Origin of the sequence: Streptomyces pyxinae (assembly GCF_024756275.1) — a bacterium.
Classification (GTDB): Bacteria; Actinomycetota; Actinomycetes; order Streptomycetales; family Streptomycetaceae; genus Streptomyces; species Streptomyces pyxinae.
This window is the reverse complement of the sequence record NZ_JANUGQ010000008.1, coordinates 134,421-151,570: the sequence shown is the minus strand read 5'-3', so window position 1 is coordinate 151,570 and position 17,150 is coordinate 134,421. Positions and strand designations below refer to the sequence as shown.

General features: G+C 74.3%; 17 protein-coding genes and 1 riboswitch. Of the genes, 9 read left to right on the top strand and 8 right to left on the bottom strand.

The annotated features are described in order from the left end of the window. Positions 1-94: 94 nt before the first annotated feature. The 5 genes from NX801_RS12075 to NX801_RS12055 form a co-directional block, all read right to left on the bottom strand. Positions 95-937, bottom strand: a complete 843-nt coding sequence (locus tag NX801_RS12075; RefSeq protein ID WP_258787486.1) for a hypothetical protein — start codon at positions 935-937, stop codon at positions 95-97. A 51-nt stretch (positions 938-988) separates the two neighbouring features. Then, a complete protein-coding gene (metF, locus tag NX801_RS12070; protein WP_258787485.1) occupies positions 989-1,906 on the bottom strand; it encodes a methylenetetrahydrofolate reductase [NAD(P)H] in 918 nt (305 codons plus the stop codon). A gap of 289 nt (positions 1,907-2,195) precedes the next feature. Further along, the gene (thiE, locus tag NX801_RS12065) at positions 2,196-2,858 is read right to left on the bottom strand and encodes a thiamine phosphate synthase (protein WP_258787484.1); all 663 of its coding nucleotides are present in this window, start codon (positions 2,856-2,858) and stop codon (positions 2,196-2,198) included. Positions 2,859-3,010: 152 nt separating this feature from the next. Beyond that, entirely contained in the window at positions 3,011-3,376 is a 366-nt protein-coding gene (locus NX801_RS12060; RefSeq protein ID WP_258787483.1) for an Rv2175c family DNA-binding protein, read from the bottom strand. Positions 3,377-3,527: 151 nt separating this feature from the next. Further along, entirely contained in the window at positions 3,528-4,748 is a 1,221-nt protein-coding gene (locus tag NX801_RS12055; protein ID WP_258787625.1) for an NAD(P)/FAD-dependent oxidoreductase, read from the bottom strand. 221 nt (positions 4,749-4,969) lie between these two features. Next, positions 4,970-5,083: riboswitch (TPP riboswitch) on the top strand. Positions 5,084-5,133: 50 nt separating this feature from the next. Here NX801_RS12055 and thiO point away from each other — a divergent pair. The 6 genes from thiO (at position 5,134) to NX801_RS12025 (ending at position 11,285) form a co-directional block, all read left to right on the top strand. Further along, complete coding sequence (gene thiO, locus NX801_RS12050; RefSeq protein ID WP_258787624.1) at positions 5,134-6,471, top strand: glycine oxidase ThiO; 1,338 nt, start codon at positions 5,134-5,136, stop codon at positions 6,469-6,471. Between the two features lie 176 nt (positions 6,472-6,647). Further along, on the top strand, positions 6,648-6,815 hold the full coding sequence (thiS, locus tag NX801_RS12045; protein WP_428986131.1) for a sulfur carrier protein ThiS: 168 nt from the start codon (positions 6,648-6,650) through the stop codon (positions 6,813-6,815). 1 nt (position 6,816) lies between these two features. Beyond that, the gene (locus NX801_RS12040) at positions 6,817-7,611 is read left to right on the top strand and encodes a thiazole synthase (protein ID WP_258787482.1); all 795 of its coding nucleotides are present in this window, start codon (positions 6,817-6,819) and stop codon (positions 7,609-7,611) included. A gap of 123 nt (positions 7,612-7,734) precedes the next feature. Continuing rightward, positions 7,735-9,711 (top strand): Stk1 family PASTA domain-containing Ser/Thr kinase, encoded by a 1,977-nt coding sequence (gene pknB, locus NX801_RS12035; protein WP_258787481.1) that lies wholly within the window; start codon positions 7,735-7,737, stop codon positions 9,709-9,711. Positions 9,712-9,718: 7 nt separating this feature from the next. Then, positions 9,719-10,651, top strand: a complete 933-nt coding sequence (locus tag NX801_RS12030; RefSeq protein ID WP_258787480.1) for a deoxyribonuclease IV — start codon at positions 9,719-9,721, stop codon at positions 10,649-10,651. A 106-nt stretch (positions 10,652-10,757) separates the two neighbouring features. After that, a complete protein-coding gene (locus tag NX801_RS12025) occupies positions 10,758-11,285 on the top strand; it encodes a DUF4396 domain-containing protein (protein ID WP_428986124.1) in 528 nt (175 codons plus the stop codon). A 261-nt stretch (positions 11,286-11,546) separates the two neighbouring features. On the opposite strand, the gene NX801_RS12020 is transcribed toward NX801_RS12025, so the two are convergent. Beyond that, positions 11,547-12,176: a sulfite oxidase-like oxidoreductase gene (locus NX801_RS12020; RefSeq protein WP_258787479.1), complete on the bottom strand. Its 630-nt coding sequence runs from the start codon at positions 12,174-12,176 to the stop codon at positions 11,547-11,549. Between the two features lie 153 nt (positions 12,177-12,329). Here NX801_RS12020 and bfr point away from each other — a divergent pair, with 153 nt between their 5' ends. After that, entirely contained in the window at positions 12,330-12,809 is a 480-nt protein-coding gene (gene bfr / locus NX801_RS12015) for a bacterioferritin (RefSeq protein WP_258787478.1), read from the top strand. 191 nt (positions 12,810-13,000) lie between these two features. On the opposite strand, the gene NX801_RS12010 is transcribed toward bfr, so the two are convergent. Continuing rightward, complete coding sequence (locus tag NX801_RS12010; RefSeq protein ID WP_258787477.1) at positions 13,001-13,225, bottom strand: (2Fe-2S)-binding protein; 225 nt, start codon at positions 13,223-13,225, stop codon at positions 13,001-13,003. A gap of 193 nt (positions 13,226-13,418) precedes the next feature. Continuing rightward, positions 13,419-14,765, bottom strand: coding sequence for a class II 3-deoxy-7-phosphoheptulonate synthase (locus NX801_RS12005; protein ID WP_258787621.1), 1,347 nt, complete (start codon positions 14,763-14,765; stop codon positions 13,419-13,421). A 131-nt stretch (positions 14,766-14,896) separates the two neighbouring features. On the opposite strand from NX801_RS12005, the gene NX801_RS30995 reads away from it, so the two are divergent. Further along, a complete protein-coding gene (locus NX801_RS30995; protein ID WP_428986130.1) occupies positions 14,897-14,953 on the top strand; it encodes a trp operon leader peptide in 57 nt (18 codons plus the stop codon). A 150-nt stretch (positions 14,954-15,103) separates the two neighbouring features. After that, positions 15,104-17,149 carry an anthranilate synthase family protein gene (locus NX801_RS12000; RefSeq protein ID WP_258787476.1) on the top strand — a complete coding sequence of 682 codons (2,046 nt, stop codon included), beginning with the start codon at positions 15,104-15,106 and terminating at the stop codon, positions 17,147-17,149. Position 17,150 lies beyond the last annotated feature (1 nt).

Below are 17,150 nucleotides of genomic sequence, written 5' to 3'. Positions count from 1 at the left end.
GGCAGGGCCCCCGGCCCCGGTCCGGCCGCCCGCTGCCGCCGCCGGGCCCCGAGCGGACCGCCCGAGCCTGGGGCGGCTTCCACGGGCCCGGGGCTCAGTAGCGGTACTGATGGCCGTTCTGGTCGTAGCCGTAGTAACCGCCCTGCTGCTGGTCCTGCTGGGACTCCTGGGGCTGGTACGGGGCGGCGGGCTGCTCGCCGTCGCGCTGCTGGGGCACCCAGACGCCGCCGGGCGGGGTGTCCGTGCCGTACTGGGCCGCGTAGGGATCGGCGGAGTAGTGCTGGCCGCCGTAGGGCTCGTAGCCGTACCCCTGGCCGCCGCTCGCCGGGGCGGTGCCGATGTACGGGTCGGAGTAGGCGTACCGCTGCTCGCCGCCGGACCAGTCGTACGACGGGTCGTATCCGGTACCGGTGTCGTGGCCCGTGCCGGTGTCGTGGCCGCCGCCCGGGTAGCTTCCGAAGGCCCCGGCCCCGGTGGAGTGGCCGGTCTCCTGGTGGCGGGGCGCGGTGTAGACGCCGTACTGACCGGTCTCGTCCGGCAGCGGCTCGGGCTCGTAGACGGCGGTGTCCCCGGCGGCCGGCGGCTCCGGCTCCTCCGGGCGCTCGAAGACCGGCTCCGAGACCTCCAGGGTCGGCCCGGCGGCGGGCGCCCGGCCGGACCTGCGGCGGCGGCTGGCGCCGGGCCTGCCGCCGATCGCCCAGCCGGTGGAGAAGCCGCGCCGGAAGGAGAGGGTGACATAGGTCTGCCCCACCGCGAACGCCACCGCGCCCCCCACGATCACCGGCAGCGACGGCAGCAGCACGCCGACCACCACACCGAGGAACCCGGCGAAGGCCAGCAGCCGCCAGCGCAGCCGGGCCTTGTACTGCAACAGCACCTCGCCGAGCAGCCACAGGGCCACGACGCCGAACGCGATGTAGAGGACCGTCCAGCCCATGCCCGCCCCTCTCCTGCGGCCGCCGCCGGGGGGAGAGGCGGGTACGGCCGGTCAGGACTGCCTGTGCAGTCCGAGATTCTCGTAGATCTCAAGCGTCGCCGTGGAGTTGTTCAGCGTGATGAAGTGCAGTCCGGGAGCTCCCTCGGACAGCAGCCGCGCGGCGAACTCCGTGGCGTACTCGATGCCAATGGAGCGTACAGCGGCGGGATCGTCCGCGACGGCGAGGATCCGCTCTTTCAGCTCCGCCGGGAAACGCGCGTTGCTGAGCCGGGCGAACCGTTCGATCTGCTTGACGCTGGTCACCGGCATGATCTCGGGGATGATCGGGATCTCGCAGCCCGTCGCCGCCACCCGGTCGCGCAGCCGCAGATAGTCCTCGGGGTCGAAGAACATCTGGGTGATGGCGTAGTCGGCACCGGCCCGGCACTTGGCCACGAAGTGCCGGACGTCGGTCTCCCAGTCGGTGGAGCGCGGATGCATCTCGGGGAAGGCGGCGACGCCCACGCAGAAGTCGCCGGACTCCTTGATGAGCCGGACCAGGTCGGCGGCGTAGTGCAGTCCCTCGGGGTTGGGCACCCACTCGGCCATCGGGTCGCCGGGCGGGTCGCCGCGCACGGCGAGGATGTTGCGGATGTCGGCGTCGGCGTACTGCCCGATCATATTGCGGAGCTCGGCGACGGTGTGGCTGACCGCGGTGAGGTGGGCGACCGGGGTCAGGGTGGTGTCGGCGGCGATCTCCTGGGTGGCCTTCACCGTCCCGGCGCGGGTGGAGCCGCCCGCGCCGTAGGTCACGGAGACGAAGCTCGGAGCGACCGCCTCGACCCGGCGCAGCGCGTTCCAGAGATTGCGCTCGCCCTTCTCGGTCTTGGGTGCCCAGAACTCGAACGAGTACGTCGTTCTGCCGGTCGCCAGCAGTTCGCGCACCGTACGGGCGCGGTCGGTCCTGGTGGAGGGAGTGCCAAGGGCCATACCGGCAGGTTAGTCACGGGGCGGCGACCACCCAACCGGAGCAGGGTTATATGCCGGTTTGATACGCGGGTTGTCCACCCCTTGGACGCGGAAGCGGCGGTTCCGGGGCATTCCGGAGCGCCGGACGACCAGGTGGTGGGCATCCGCCCCGGACCGGGAATGCCGGGCCGGTGCCGGAGACACCGGAGGTACCGGAGCCCGGGATGCCGGGACCGGGCCCGGACTCGGGCACCCCGGGACCGGGGCCGACGTGCCGGGACGCCAGCGCCGGGACCGGGGTGTGCCGGGGTCAGCCGTCCGCCCGCTCGCGGACCCGCTTGGCCAGGGCAGCCGTCGCCGCCGCCGGGTCGTCCGCCTCGGTGATCGCCCGGACCACCACGATCCGGCGCGCCCCGGCGTCCAGCACCGCGTCCAGGTTGTCCGCGTCGATGCCGCCGATGGCGAACCACGGCCGGTCCTGGGCGAGCGAGGCGGCGTACCGCACCAGGCCCAGCCCCGGGGCGTACCGGCCCGGCTTGGTGGGCGTGGGCCAGCAGGGCCCGGTGCAGAAGTAGTCGGTGCCCGGCTCGGCCACGGCCGCGTCCACCTCGGCCTCGGCATGCGTGGAGCGGCCGATCAGCACCTGGTCGCCGAGGATCGCCCGGGCGGCGGGCACCGGCAGATCGCCCTGCCCCAGATGGAGGACACCGGAGCCGGCGGCGTGCGCCACATCGGCCCGGTCGTTCACCGCGAGCAGCGTGCCGTGCCGGCGGCAGGCGTCCGCGAACACCGCGAGGTGCTCCAGCTCCTCGGCCGCCTCCATGCCCTTGTCGCGGAGCTGCACGATGTCGACGCCGGCGCCGAGCACCGCGTCCAGGAAGGCGGGCAGGTCGCCCTGGCGCCGCCGGGCGTCGGTGCAGAGATAGAGCCGGGCGCCGGCCAGCCGGGCGCGCGCGGTGGACGTGGACGACACGGACGACACGGACGACACGGACGGCGTGGACGACACGGACGGCGTGGGCGACATGGGCATCGAGGCGTTCCCCCCGGGGGCTGCGGCGGGGTACGGACCGGACACCGCCGGCCCGTACCCCCGGACATCGTCTGACAGCGGTCGGACGGTGGTCAGACGGCGAGCGCCTGGGCGCGGCGCTTCACCTCCGTGCCGCGGTTCTCGGCCAGCGCCTCGGCGGGGGTGCCGGGCAGGGTGTCGTCGGCGGTGAAGAGCCACTCCAGCATCTCCTCGTCGGAGAAGCCGTCGTCCCTCAGCAGCGTCAGGGTCCCGGCGAGCCCCTTGACCACCCGGCCGTCCTTGATGAAGGCGGCGGGCACCTGGAGCGCCCGGTTCTCCCCCCGGCGCACGGCGATCAGCTGGCCCTCCTTCACCAGCTGGCGCACCCGGGTCACCTCGACGTCCAGCAGCTCCGCGATGTCGGGGAGGTACAGCCAGTCGGGGACGAGAGCATCAATCTTCGCGTCAATCTCGGTCACGGGACAAGCCTGCCATCCCGGACCGACACTCGGTACCCGAGCCCGCGTCCGAGGGGCCCGGGAGCCGTGCGCGGCCCGGCCGCACCGGCCGGAACGGCCCGTCCCACCAGCCGCGACCGCCCGTCCCGCCGCCCGGGCCCCGGGGGCGGCGCTACCCCGCGACGGCCGACTTCAGCGGCAGCCCCGGGTCGGCCACCAGGTCCGGATCCAGCCGGGCGCGGGAGTCGATGAGCTTCCGGCCCTGGGCCAGGTCGCGCGGGCGCCCCACGGCCAGCAGCGCCACCAGGGCCCCGTCGCGCAGCCACGCCACCGACCAGGCGGCGTCGGCCGGATCGCCGCGCCACACCAGGGTGTCGGCGGCCCCGTGATGGCCGGCGTACTGGACGAACCGGCCGAACTGCTCCGACCAGAAGTAGGGCACCGGGTCGTACGGGGCGACGGGCTCACCCGTGATGTCGGCGGCCACCGTACGGGGCCCCTGGAGGGCGTTGTCCCAGTGGTGCACGAGCAACCGCTCGCCGTACCGGGCGGACGGGAAGGAGGCGCAGTCCCCCACCGCGTACACATCGGGCACCGAGGCGCGCAGCCGGTCGTCGGCGGTGACCGCCCCGTCCGGGCCGAGCGCGACCCCGGAGCCGGCCAGCCAGTCGGTGGCGGGCCGGGCGCCGATGCCGACCACCACGGCGCCGGCCGGCAGCGACCGGCCGTCCGCCAGTACCACCGCGCCGGGCCCGGCCAGCTCCCCGGAACCACCGGAAGCCCCGGAACGCGCAGACTGCCCGGGCTCCAGCCGGGCCACCCGGGCGCCGGTGAGCAGGGTGGCCCCGCTCTCCGCGTACCACCCGGCCATCGGGGCGGCGACCTCGGCGGGGAAGGCCCCGGCGAGCGGCCGGTCCGCCGCCTCCACCACGGTGACCGCGCAGCCGGCCTCCCGGGCGGCGGTGGCGAACTCGGCGCCGATCCAGCCGGCGCCGACGATCACCACGTCGTGCCGGGCGGCCAGGACCGGGCGGAGCCGTTCGGCGTCGTCCAGGGTGCGCAGCAGATGGACGCCGGGCACCCCGCTCGCGCCGGGCAGCGCCAGCGGTACGGCTCCGGTGGCGACGACCAGGGTGTCGTACGGGACCGGTCCGGCCCCGGTGTCCACCTCGTGCGCCGCGGGGCGGAGGCCGGTGACCTCGACGCCGAGGCGGAGTTCGATGCCGAGCGCCTCGAAGTCCACCTCGAAGGCCGAGCCCTCCGCCGTGCCGAGCAGCACCGCCTTGGAGAGCGGCGGCCGGTCGTAGGGCTGGTGCGGTTCGGCGCCGATCAGCAGCACCGGCCCGGTGAAGCCCCGCTCCCGCAGCGCCACCGCGGTCTGCACCCCGGCCATGCCGGCGCCGACCACCACGACGCGCCGCTCGGTCTCCACCTGGTTCGTCCGCTCGTCCACCCGCCCACCTTACGCAGCCGACGGCCCGTCAGGCCGCAGCTCCTCCCCCACACCGGTACCGCCGCCCTCCGGGACCCGGTGCCGGGGCCGCCGGGTGGGCGGGCCGGGGGCCGGAAGGCTCCCTTACCGCCGCTCGCGGGGTGGGGTTAGTCTGGCCACCGAAGAGCACACGCGGGAGCCCGGACGCAGCGGGCTGAGAGGGAGGCTGACGCGGCCTCCGACCGTATGAACCTGATCCGGGTCATGCCGGCGAAGGGAGGGGCTGAGACCCATGTCGTCGACGCCGTCCATGTCAGCCATGCCAGCCACACCGTCGATGCCGTCGATGCCGTCCGCACGAGCCACGCCGTCCTCGGTGTCCGCCACCGGGGGCGCCGGACCGGACGTGCTGGTCGTCGGGGGCGGGATCATCGGCCTGGTCACGGCCTGGCGCGCGGCCCAGCGGGGGCTGGTGGTCGCCGTGGCCGACCCCGAGCCGGGCGGCGGGGCCGCGCGGGTGGCGGCCGGGATGCTGGCCGCCGTCACCGAGCTGCACTACGGCGAGGAACGGCTGCTGGCGCTCAACCTGGCCTCGGCGCGCCGGTATCCGGAGTTCACCGCCGAGCTGGAGGATGCCTCCGGGCTGGACGTGGGCCACCGCGCCTGCGGGACGCTGGCGGTGGCGCTGGACGCCGACGACCGCGCCGAACTCCGCGAGCTGCACGCCCTGCACCTGCGGACCGGCCTGGACTCCGAGTGGCTGACCGGCCGGGAGTGCCGGCGGCTGGAACCCATGCTGGCGCCCGGCGTCCGGGGCGGGCTGCGGGTGGCCGACGACCACCAGGTCGATCCCCGGCGGCTGGCCGCGGCGCTGCTGGCCGCCTGCGAGCGGGCCGGAGTGGTCTTCCACCGGTCCCGGGCCGAGCGGCTCTCGGTGGTACGGGACCGGGCCGCGGGCGCGGTCCTGGCGGACGGCACCCGGGTGGCGGCCGGCCAGGTGGTGCTGGCGGCGGGCAGCATGAGCGGCCGGCTCGACGGCGTGCCGGACGCGGTACGGCCCCCCGTGCGGCCGGTGAAGGGCCAGGTGGTGCGGCTGGCCGTGCCGCCCGCGTACGCGCCCTTCCTGGACCGGAGCCTGCGGGCGGTGGTCCGGGGCCGGCACATCTATCTGGTGCCGCGCGAGAACGGCGAGCTGGTGATCGGCGCCACCAGCGAGGAGCGCGGCTGGGACACCAAGGTCACCGCCGGCGGGGTCTACGAACTGCTGCGCGACGCCCATGAGCTGCTGCCCGGCATCACCGAACTGCCGCTCACCGAGACCGGCGCGGGGCTGCGGCCCGGTTCGCCGGACAACGCGCCGCTGCTCGGCCCGACCGCGCTGCCGGGGCTGCACCTGGCGACCGGTCACTACCGGAACGGGGTGCTGCTGACCCCGGTGACCGGGGACGTGATGGGCGAGCTGCTGGCCACCGGTGAGCTGCCCGGTCTGGCCCGGGCCTTCTTGCCGACCCGCTTCCCCGGCGCCCCGGTGCGGGGCGGTCCCGCCGTGCCCGCCCCGGCGACCGCCGCCGCGCCCCCCGAGACCCGTGCCGAAGCCGGTGCCGAAACCAGTGCCAAGCCCGGTACCGAGACCGGTGCCGGGGGCGGGAGCACCGCCGCCGGCCTTCCCGAAGGAGTGTCATGACCGCCCCCGCCGATGCCACGGCTGATGTCCCCGCTCGCGTCCCCGCCGACGCCGCCGCCCGGCTCCCCGCCGATGCGACGGGCGCTGTCACCGCCGATGTCCCCGCCGATGTCACCGCCCGTGTCTCCACCGACGCGGCGGCCCTCACCGTCTCCGTCAACGGCGAGCCGCGCCGGCTGGCCGGGCCCACCACCCTGGACACGCTGGTCGGGACCCTGACCTCCGCCCCCTCCGGGGTCGCCGCCGCCGTCAACGAGACCGTGGTCCCGCGCGGCCAGTGGGCCGGCACCCGGCTCGGCGAGGGCGACCGGATCGAAGTGCTCACCGCCGTACAGGGAGGCTGACATGGCCGACGACCGGCTGACCATCGCCGGGACCGCCTTCGACTCCCGGCTGATCATGGGCACCGGCGGGGCGCCCAGCCTGGATGTGCTGGAGCGCTCGCTGATCGCCAGCGGCACCGAGCTGACCACGGTGGCGATGCGCCGGCTCGACCCGACCGTGCAGGGCTCGGTGCTCTCGGTGCTCGACCGGCTGGGCATCCGGGTGCTGCCCAACACGGCCGGCTGCTTCACGGCGGGCGAGGCCGTGCTGACCGCCCGGCTGGCCCGGGAGGCGCTCGGCACCGACTGGGTGAAGCTGGAGGTCGTGGCGGACGAGCGGACCCTGCTGCCGGACCCGGTGGAGCTGCTGGACGCCGCCGAGACCCTGGTGGACGACGGCTTCACCGTGCTCCCGTACACCAATGACGACCCGGTGCTGGCCAGGAAGCTGGAGGACGTGGGGTGCGCGGCCGTGATGCCGCTCGGCTCGCCCATCGGCTCCGGGCTCGGCATCCGTAACCCGCACAACTTCCAGCTGATCACCGAGCGGGCCGGGGTGCCGGTGATCCTGGACGCGGGCGCGGGCACCGCCTCGGACGCGGCGCTGGCGATGGAGCTGGGCTGTGCGGCGGTGATGCTGGCCTCGGCGGTGACCCGGGCCCAGGAGCCGGTGCTGATGGCCGAGGCGATGCGGCACGCGGTGGAGGCCGGCCGGCTGGCGTACCGGGCCGGCCGCATCCCGCGCCGCCACTTCGCCGAGGCGTCCTCCCCGGTGGCGGGCCGCGCCGACCTCAACCCGGAGCGCCCGGCCTTCTGAGCCCCGTGACCGCCGGAGTCGCCGGCGGCGCCCCCACCAGCGATGTCACGGCTCCGCCGCGGTATCGCGTACGTCATGTACGCGGCGGCGGGGCCGCCGGTGCGGGCTCGTAGACTCGGCCGGGTGGATACGACGCTTCATGACCCGCTCGTCGGCCGGCTGCTCGACGGCCGGTACCGAGTCGACGCGCGGGTCGCCGCCGGTGGCATGGCCACGGTGTACCGGGCCCTGGACACCCGGCTCGACCGGGAGCTCGCCCTCAAGGTGATGCACCCGGACCTGGCCACCGACGCGTCCTTCGTGGAGCGCTTCATCCGGGAGGCCAAGTCGGTGGCCCGGCTGGCCCACCCCAATGTGGTCGGCGTCTTCGACCAGGGCGCCGAGGGCGCGTACGTCTATCTGGCCATGGAGTACGTCTCCGGCTGCACCCTGCGGGACGTGCTGCGGGAGCGCGGCGCGCTGACGCCCCGGGCCGCGCTGGACATCCTGGAGCCGGTGCTCGCCGCGCTGGGCGCCGCCCATCTGGCCGGGTTCGTGCACCGGGACATGAAGCCGGAGAACGTCCTGATCGGGGACGACGGCCGGGTCAAGGTCGCGGACTTCGGGCTGGTCCGGGCGGTCGGCTCGGCCACCGCCACCACCGGCTCGGTGCTCGGCACCGTCTCCTATCTGGCACCCGAGCAGATCGAGCACGGCACCGCCGACCCCCGCTCCGACGTGTACGCCTGCGGGGTGGTGCTGTACGAGATGCTGACCGGCGCCAAACCGCACGCGGGCGGCACCCCGGCGCAGGTCCTCTACCAGCACCTGAACACCGATGTACCGGCCCCCTCGGAGGCTGCGCCCGGGCTCGCCCCGGAGCTGGACGCCCTGGTGGCGGCGGCGACCCGCCGGGCCCCCGGGGACCGGCCGGACGACGCGGTGGCGCTGCTCGGCGTCCTGCGGGAGGCCCGGGCCGCGCTCGGGGACGAGCAGCTGGACCTGGTCCCGCCGGGCGCCCGCGACGAGGCCGCCCCGGTGGCCGGCCGGGAAGCGCCGGAGGGGGCGGCCGGGCCCGAGGACGTCACCAGTGTGCTGGCCCGGCCCCGCGCCCGGTCCGGCGACGGTACGGAGGTCCAGCGGACCAGCCGGCTGGAGCGCCCGCTCCGGGACGGGCCGGCCGCCCCGCCGCCCGGCACCGCCCGGGGCCGCCGCCTGCTGCCGGCCGGCAACCGGCGGCGCGGGATGCTCGCCGCCGTGGTCGCCGCGCTGCTGGTGCTGGGCGTCGGCGGAAGCGTCTGGTACATCAACTCGGGCCAGTTCACCCGGGTGCCGCAGGTCCTCGGCCAGAGCCACGACCGCGCGGAGCAGCGGCTCACCGACGCCGGTCTCGACGTCCGGGGCGTCCGCCAGGAGTTCAGCGCCGCCTACCGGGAGGGCACGGTGATGCGCACCGACCCGGCGCCGGGCGACCGGATCCGAGGCAATGGCTCGGTGACCCTGGTCATCTCGCGGGGCCCGGAGATCGTCAAGGTCCCGAACCTCCGGGGGGTACCGCTGGACGAGGCCCGCGAGCAGCTGAAGGCCGCCGGACTGGCCCCGGGGAAGGTCACCCGGGCGTTCAGCCGGGAGTTCGCGCGCGGCTCGGTGATCAGCACCGACCCGGCGCCGGGCACCGGCCGGTCCCCGGACGCGGCGGTCGCCCTGGTGATCAGCCGCGGCGCCCCGGTGGAGGTGCCCGAGGTGAGCGGGGACCAGGTGGCCTCGGCCACCCGTACCCTGGAGGAGGCCGGGCTGACCGTGAAGGTCGCGCCCGACCGGGTCCACTCCCCGGAGGACGCGGGCACCGTCGCCCGTCAGTCGCTCCGCCCGGGCAGCCGCGCCGGCTCCGGCGACACCATCACCCTCACCGTCTCCAAGGGCCCGCGCCCGGTGTCCGTCCCGGACGTGACCGGCGAGAGCACCGGGGACGCCCGGGCGAAGCTGGAGAAGGCGGGCTTCGGGGTGAAGGTCGACAAGTCCTTCCCGTACCTCGGGGACACCGTCGACCGCCAGTCGGTGGCGGGCGGCGAGCAGGCGCCGGAGGGCTCCACCATCACCCTCACGATCAAGGGACTGTAGATACCGGATGCGCGAGAAGTCCGAGCGCGAACCTCTCACCTCCGCCGGGTCGGCGCGCAACCCGGTCGGCGCCCATGTGCCGGTGGCCGGCGGCCTCGCCACCACCGGCCTGGGCTACGCCCGGGAGCTGGGCGCCGAGGCCGTCCAGGTCTTCGTCGCCAACCCGCGCGGCTGGGCCACCCCCGCCGGGAACCCGGCCCAGGACGAGCGGTTCCGGGCCGGGTGCGCCGCCGAGTCCCTCCCGGCGTACGTCCATGCCCCGTATCTGATCAACTTCGGCTCGCACACCGGGGCGACGGCCGAGAAGTCGGTGGTCTCGCTGCGCCACTCGCTGCGCCGCGCCCGGGCGATCGGCGCGCTGGGCGTGGTGGTGCACACCGGCTCCGCCACCGGCGGCCGGCCCCGCGAGACGGCGCTCGCGCAGGTACGGGAGCTGGTACTGCCGCTCCTGGACGAGCTGGACCACCCGGACGACCCGTATCTGCTGCTGGAGTCCACGGCCGGCCAGGGCGCCTCGCTCTGCTCCCGGACCTGGGACTTCGGACCGTACTTCGACGCCCTGGACCACCACCCCCGGCTCGGCGTCTGCCTGGACACCTGCCACATCTTCGCCGCCGGCCACGACCTGACGGCCGCCGGTGCCGACGGCGGCGAGGGCGGCGAGGGCGGCGAGGGCAACGGGGTGGACCGGACGCTGGACGAGCTGGTGGCGACGGTGGGCGAGGGCCGGCTGAGGCTGATCCACGCCAATGACTCGCTGGACGTGGCGGGTGCCCACCGGGACCGGCACGCCAACATCGGCGCGGGCCACATCGGGGAGGCGCCGTTCGCCGCGCTGATGCGCCACCCGGCCACCGAGGGCGTCCCGCTGGTCATCGAGACCCCGGGCGGCAAGGAGGGCCACGCGGCCGACGTGGAGCGTCTCAAGAAGCTGCGCTGACCGGCGCCCGCCGCGACCGGGAACACCCCGCGGGAATACCCCGCCGGGGTATGCGTTGACGAGAACATACGACAACCGGCCCACGACTCGCCCCGGGGGTTCAGCCATGGCACCCGAACACGGCCCCGACACCCATCCCGCCCCTACGGCTCCGGTGCCGACGCCGGACGCCGGGCACTCCGGCCACGAGCACCACTCCCCCGGCACCCCGGCGAGCTGGTCCATGGCCGCCCGGGCCACCCTGCACTGCCTCACCGGCTGCGCCATCGGTGAGGTGCTGGGCATGGTCGTCGGCACCGCGCTGGGCTGGGGCAATGCCCCGACCATGGTGCTGGCGATCGCGCTGGCGTTCCTCTTCGGCTACTCGCTCACGCTGCGCGGTGTGCTCGGGGCGGGCGTCGGGTTCCGGACCGCCGTCCGGATCGCCCTGGCCGCCGACACCCTGTCCATCGCGGTGATGGAGCTGATCGACAACGGCGTGGTCGCCTTCTGGCCGGGCGCCCTGGACGCCCACCTCTCCGACGCCCTCTTCTGGGTCTCGCTCGCCGTCTCCCTGGCCCTCGCCTTCGTGGTGACGACCCCGGTCAACCGCTGGATGATCAGCCGCGGCAAGGGCCACGCGCTTATTCATTGAGGCTCGTTCCCCTCCGGGGTGCTTTGAGCGGGTGCCGACGGTCGACCGTGCTCGCCCCCTCGTTCCTCGGGGACTCCGCGCGCTCTCCCTTTCGGCACCCGCGCACCCCTTCGGCTCACTCGCCCAGGGGGCGAACGAGCCGGCATGGCACGGGCGGCACAGCCGGGACAGCCCACGCGGCCAAGCACAAACAGGCGGCGGCCAGACGCCCCGGTGGGGGTACCCCCGGACGGAGTCCGGAGGAGAGCGAGCCTCGGACAATCACAGCTCGGGCCCGTCGCCGGGCTTCTCCTGGTACGAGTAGCGCTGCTCGGTCCAGGGGTCGCCGAGGTTGTGGTAGCCGCGCTCCTCCCAGAAGCCCCGGCGGTCGGTGCTCATGTACTCCACGCCCCGGACCCACTTGGGCCCCTTCCAGGCGTAGAGGTGCGGGACGACCAGCCGGAGCGGGAAGCCGTGCTCGGCGGTGAGCGGCTCGCCGTCCTTGTGGGTGGCGAACATGGAGCGTTCGGATGCGAAGTCGGCCAGCCGCAGATTGGCGCTGTAGCCGTATTCGGCCCAGACCATCACATGACTGACGCCGGGCGCCGGCGGGGCGAGTTCCAGGATCGTACGGGCGGGCACCCCGCCCCATTCGGCCCCCACCATGCTGAACTTGGTGACGCAGTGCAGGTCCCCGACCACCGTGGAGAACGGCAGCGCCGAGAACTCCTCGTGGTTCCAGCAGTGTTTGTCGCCGTCGGCGGTGGCGCCGAAGACCCGGAACTCCCAGCGCTCCGGGCGGAATTTGGGGACCGGGCCGTAGTGGGTGACCGGCCAGCCGCGCTGGAGGCGCTGGCCCGGAGGTAGCTCGGACTCCCCTGTCCGGTGTTCCACGCTGTCCGGCTGACCCATGGCTCAATGGTGACAGACCGGGAGGGGTGGTCATGACCGGGTTCGGGCGGTTTCGGGCAAGTGCTACTAAGCATGCACTTACTGGACGGCCTTCCCCGGGCGGTGCGAGACTGCGCGCAATCTTGGTTCCCACGCGCGGAAGGAGCCTCTGCGATGCAGGGCGACCCCGAGGTCATCGAGTTTCTCAACGAGCAGCTGACCGCCGAGCTGACCGCCATCAACCAGTACTTCCTGCACGCCAAGATGCAGGAGAACGCCGGGTGGATCAAGCTCGCCAAGTACACCCGTGCGGAGTCGTTCGACGAGATGAAGCACGCGGAGGTCCTGACCGACCGCATCCTCTTCCTGGACGGCCTGCCCAACTACCAGCGGCTGTTCCACGTCCGGGTGGGCCAGACGGTCCGGGAGATGTTCGAGGCGGACCGCCAGATCGAGGTCGAGGCGATCGACCGGCTGAAGCGCGGGATCGAGGTCATGCGCGCCAAGGGCGACATCACCTCGGCCAACATCTTCGAGTCGATCCTCGCCGACGAGGAGCACCACATCGACTATCTGGACACCCAGCTCGCCCTGGTGGAGCAGCTCGGTGAGGCGCTCTACATCGCCCAGATCATCGAGCAGCCGGAGAGCTGAACCCGGCCGCGGGCCGCCGGAACACCGGCTACCCGGCCACCGGAAGAGACTCCTTCGCACCCCCGCCGTCCGGCGAAGGGGTCCGCTCGACCGTGCGCGCGTCCGGAACACCCGACCGGTCCCGCCACGCCCGGCCCGGGACCCCGGGCCGTACCGTACGACCCGTCCGGGCGTATCGGAGCCGAGCGGCGTCAGGCGGCCTCGGGAAGGTCCGCCAGCACCGGGCGCCCCTGGTCCGCCAGCTCACGGCGGGGGCAGTGGCCACGGCCGAGGATGGACTGGATGCGGCGCACGCACGAACCGCAGTCCGTACCCGCCTTGCAGGCGGAGGCGATCTGCCGGGGTGTGCAGGCGCCGGCGTCCGCGTGGTCCTTGATCTGCTTCTCGGTGACACCGAAGCACGAGCAGACGTACACGCGGTCCCCCTCCCTGCGGGATCGAAACGAAGCCGTCCCGTCTTTTCGGTGAGGCTAACCTAACCTTACCCATCCGGCGGTGGCCGCGAAAGCCGGGGGTACGGCGGTGGGGCGCGGATCACATCGATCCGCGCCCCACCGTTCGTTTCAGGAGACCCGAGAGGCCCAAGGGGCCCCGGGGAGACCGTTCGGCCTACTGGTCCCGGTACATCTCCGCGACCAGGAAGGCCAGGTCGAGCGACTGGCTCCGGTTGAGCCGGGGGTCGCAGGCCGTCTCGTACCGCTGGTGCAGGTCGTCGACGAAGATCTCGTCGCCGCCGCCCACGCACTCGGTCACATCGTCGCCGGTCAGCTCGACATGGATGCCGCCCGGGTGGGTGCCCAGCGCCTTGTGGACCTCGAAGAAGCCCTTGACCTCGTCCAGCACGTCGTCGAAGCGGCGGGTCTTGTGGCCGGAGGCCGCCTCGAAGGTGTTGCCGTGCATCGGGTCGGTCACCCAGGCCACCAGGGCGCCCGAGGCGGTGACCTTCTCCACCAGCTCGGGCAGCCGGTCGCGGATCTTGTCCGCGCCCATCCGCACGATGAAGGTGAGCCGGCCGGGCTCGCGCTCCGGGTCGAGCCGGTCGATGTAGGTCAGCGCCTCGTCCACGGTGGTGGTCGGGCCGAGCTTGATGCCGATCGGGTTACGCACCCGGGAGGCGAACTCGATGTGCGCCCCGTCCAGCTGGCGGGTGCGCTCGCCGATCCAGACCATGTGGCCGGAGGTGTCGTAGAGCCGGCCGGTCCGGGAGTCGACCCGGGTCAGCGCCGTCTCGTAGTCGAGCAGCAGCGCCTCGTGGGAGGCGTAGAACTCGACGGTGCGGAACTCGGCCGGGTCGGTGCCCGCCGCCTTCATGAAGTTGAGGGCGTTGTCGATCTCCCGGGCCAGCTGCTCGTACCGCTGACCGGAGGGGGACGACTTCACGAAGTCCTGGTTCCAGGCGTGCACCTGGCGCAGATCGGCGTAACCGCCGGTGGTGAAGGCGCGGACCAGGTTGAGCGTGGACGCGGACGCCTGGTACATGCGCTTCAGCCGCTCCGGGTCCGGCACCCGGGCGGCCTCGCTGAACTCGAAGCCGTTGACCGAGTCGCCGCGGTAGGTCGGCAGGGTGACGCCGTCGCGGGTCTCGGTCGGCTTGGAGCGCGGCTTGGAGTACTGGCCGGCGATCCGGCCGACCTTCACCACCGGGACGGCGGCGGCGTAGGTCAGCACCGCTCCCATCTGGAGCAGCGTCTTGAGCTTGGCGCGGATGTCGTCGGCGCCCACGGCGTCGAAGGACTCGGCGCAGTCGCCGCCCTGGAGGAGGAACGCCTCGCCCCTGGCGACGGCTCCCATCCGGGCGCGCAGCTGGTCGCACTCGCCCGCGAAGACGAGCGGCGGATACGATTCGAGGTCCGCGATCACATCGCGCAGAGCCTCGGCATCGGGGTACTCGGGCTGCTGCGCCGCGGGAAGGTCTCGCCAGGTGATGCCACCGGAAGCGGTGGACTTAGCGTTCACGGTCACAAGGCCAACCTTACGGTGTTCCCGGAGGTGCCCCTGCGCATGCCCGCCACCTGAGATGACGATCATACGGATGAGCGCCTGGCGACCGGGCCCGGTGGCCCGGCGGGTGCGGTAGGGTTCGCCGCATGTTCGCGCAGCCGACCCAGAACTGGTGGTGGACCGCTCATCCGGCGGCCCGCTGATCGCGCGTACATCCAGAACCGATCACGAAGAAGGCCGCCCGGAGGGGCGGCCTTCTTCGTGTTCCACCGGCCGGCCGTTCCTCCCGTCCCGCCCCCGTCCCCGCTCGCCCCCGCGGGCGTCCGGACGGGCCTCCCGGAAGGAACGCCGTCATGTCCGACCACACCGATCCCGCCGGCAGCGCCGATCCCGCCAGCTCCCTCCACGGCGCCGGCTCCGCCGCCCGCGCGACCGCTGCCGCCTCCGCCCGGCTGTTCGACCGGCTGCTGGATCCGGCGGGCCCGCCCTTCGCGCTGCTGCGCAGGCGTACGCCGGGCCGGGACCACGACACGGTGGAAGTGCTGACCGGCCCGGTGCACGAGGCCGGCTCGCTCGCCGAGCTGCCCGTCGGGGAGCGGCCGGCGCTCGCCCTGGTGCCGTTCCGGCAGCTGCGGGAGCGGGGGTTCGAGGTGACCGACGACGGCACCCCGCTGGCGGTGCTGGTCGCGGCGGAGACGTACGAGCTGCCGGTGGCCGAGGCGCTGGAGCTGCTGCCGGCCCGTCCGGTGCGGGTGACGGAGCACGGGTTCGACCTGTCGGACGCGCAGTACGCGGAGACCGTACGGCGGGTGGTGGCGGAGGAGATCGGGCGCGGCGTGGGCGCCAACTTCGTCGTCCGCCGCACCTGGACGGGCCGGATCGACGGCTTCGGGCGGGCCGACGCGCTGGCGCTGTTCCGGCGGCTGCTCGCGGGTGAGCGGGGCGCGTACTGGACGTTCGTGGTGCACACCGGCGACCGGGTGCTGGTCGGCGCCAGCCCCGAGGTGCACGTCCGGATGACCGGCGGCCGGGGGCCGGGCGGTGCGGCCGGGACGGTGGTGATGAACCCGATCAGCGGTACCTACCGCTATCCGCCCGGCGGTCCGGACCTGGCCGGGCTGCTGGAGTTCCTGGCCGACCGCAAGGAGACCGACGAGCTCTCCATGGTGGTGGACGAGGAGCTGAAGATGATGTGCGCGGTCGGGGACCTGGGCGGGGTGGTGGTCGGGCCCCGGCTGCGGGAGATGTCCCAGCTGGCACACACCGAGTACGAGCTGCGCGGCCGGTCCTCGCTGGATGTGCGGGAGGTGCTGCGCGAGACCATGTTCGCCGCCACCGTCACCGGCTCCCCGGTACGGAACGCCTGCCGGGTGATCTCCCGGTACGAGCACGGCGGCCGGGGCTACTACGCGGGGGCGCTGGCGCTGCTCTCCACCGACGCGGAGGGCGCCCAGACCCTGGACTCGCCCATTCTGATCCGTACCGCCGACATCGCGGCCCGCGGAAGGGCGCGGGGCGAGCTGCGGGTGGGGGTCGGGGCGACGCTGGTACGCCACTCGGACCCGGCGGGCGAGGTGGCCGAGACCCACGCCAAGGCGGCCGGGGTGCTGGCCGCGCTCGGGGTGCGGCCCGGCCGGCCGGCGGGCGAGGCGGCCCGGCCCCGGCTGGCGGACGCGCCCGGGGTACGGGCCGCGCTGGACGCCCGCCGGGCGGAGCTGGCGCCGTTCTGGCTGCGGATGCGGCAGCCGCCGGCCGAGGTGTCCGGGCACGCCCTGGTGGTGGACGCCGAGGACGCCTTCACGGCGATGCTCGCCCATCTGCTGCGGGCCACGGGGCTCGGGGTGAGCGTGGTTCCGTACGACGCCCCGGGGCTCCGGGCGGCGGCCGTCGCCCACCGGGGCCCGGTGGTGCTGGGCCCGGGGCCCGGCGACCCGGGGGACCCGGGCGATCCGAAGATGCGGCTGCTGCGCGGGCTGGCCGGGGAGCTGCTGGCGGAGCGGGCCGGGGCGGCGGCCGGGCGGCCGGTGATCGGGGTGTGCCTGGGCCATGAGCTGCTCGCGGCGGAGCTGGGACTGCCGCTGGTCCGCAAGCGGGAGCCGTTCCAGGGGGCGCAGCTGGCCGTGGAGCTGTTCGGGCGGCGGCAGACGGTCGGCTTCTACAACAGCTTCACCGCCCGGTGCGACGACCGGGCGGCCGGCCGGCTCGCGGGCCGGGGGGTGGCGGTGAGCCGGGATCCGGCCACCGGTGAGGTGCACGCGCTGCGGGGCCCGGGGTTCGCGGGGGTGCAGTTCCATCCGGAGTCGGTACTCACCCTGGACGGCGCCGGGATCGTCCGGGACCTGCTGGACCGGTGCGGTCACCGGCCGGCACCGGTGACCGCACGGCACGACGGCGGCTGAG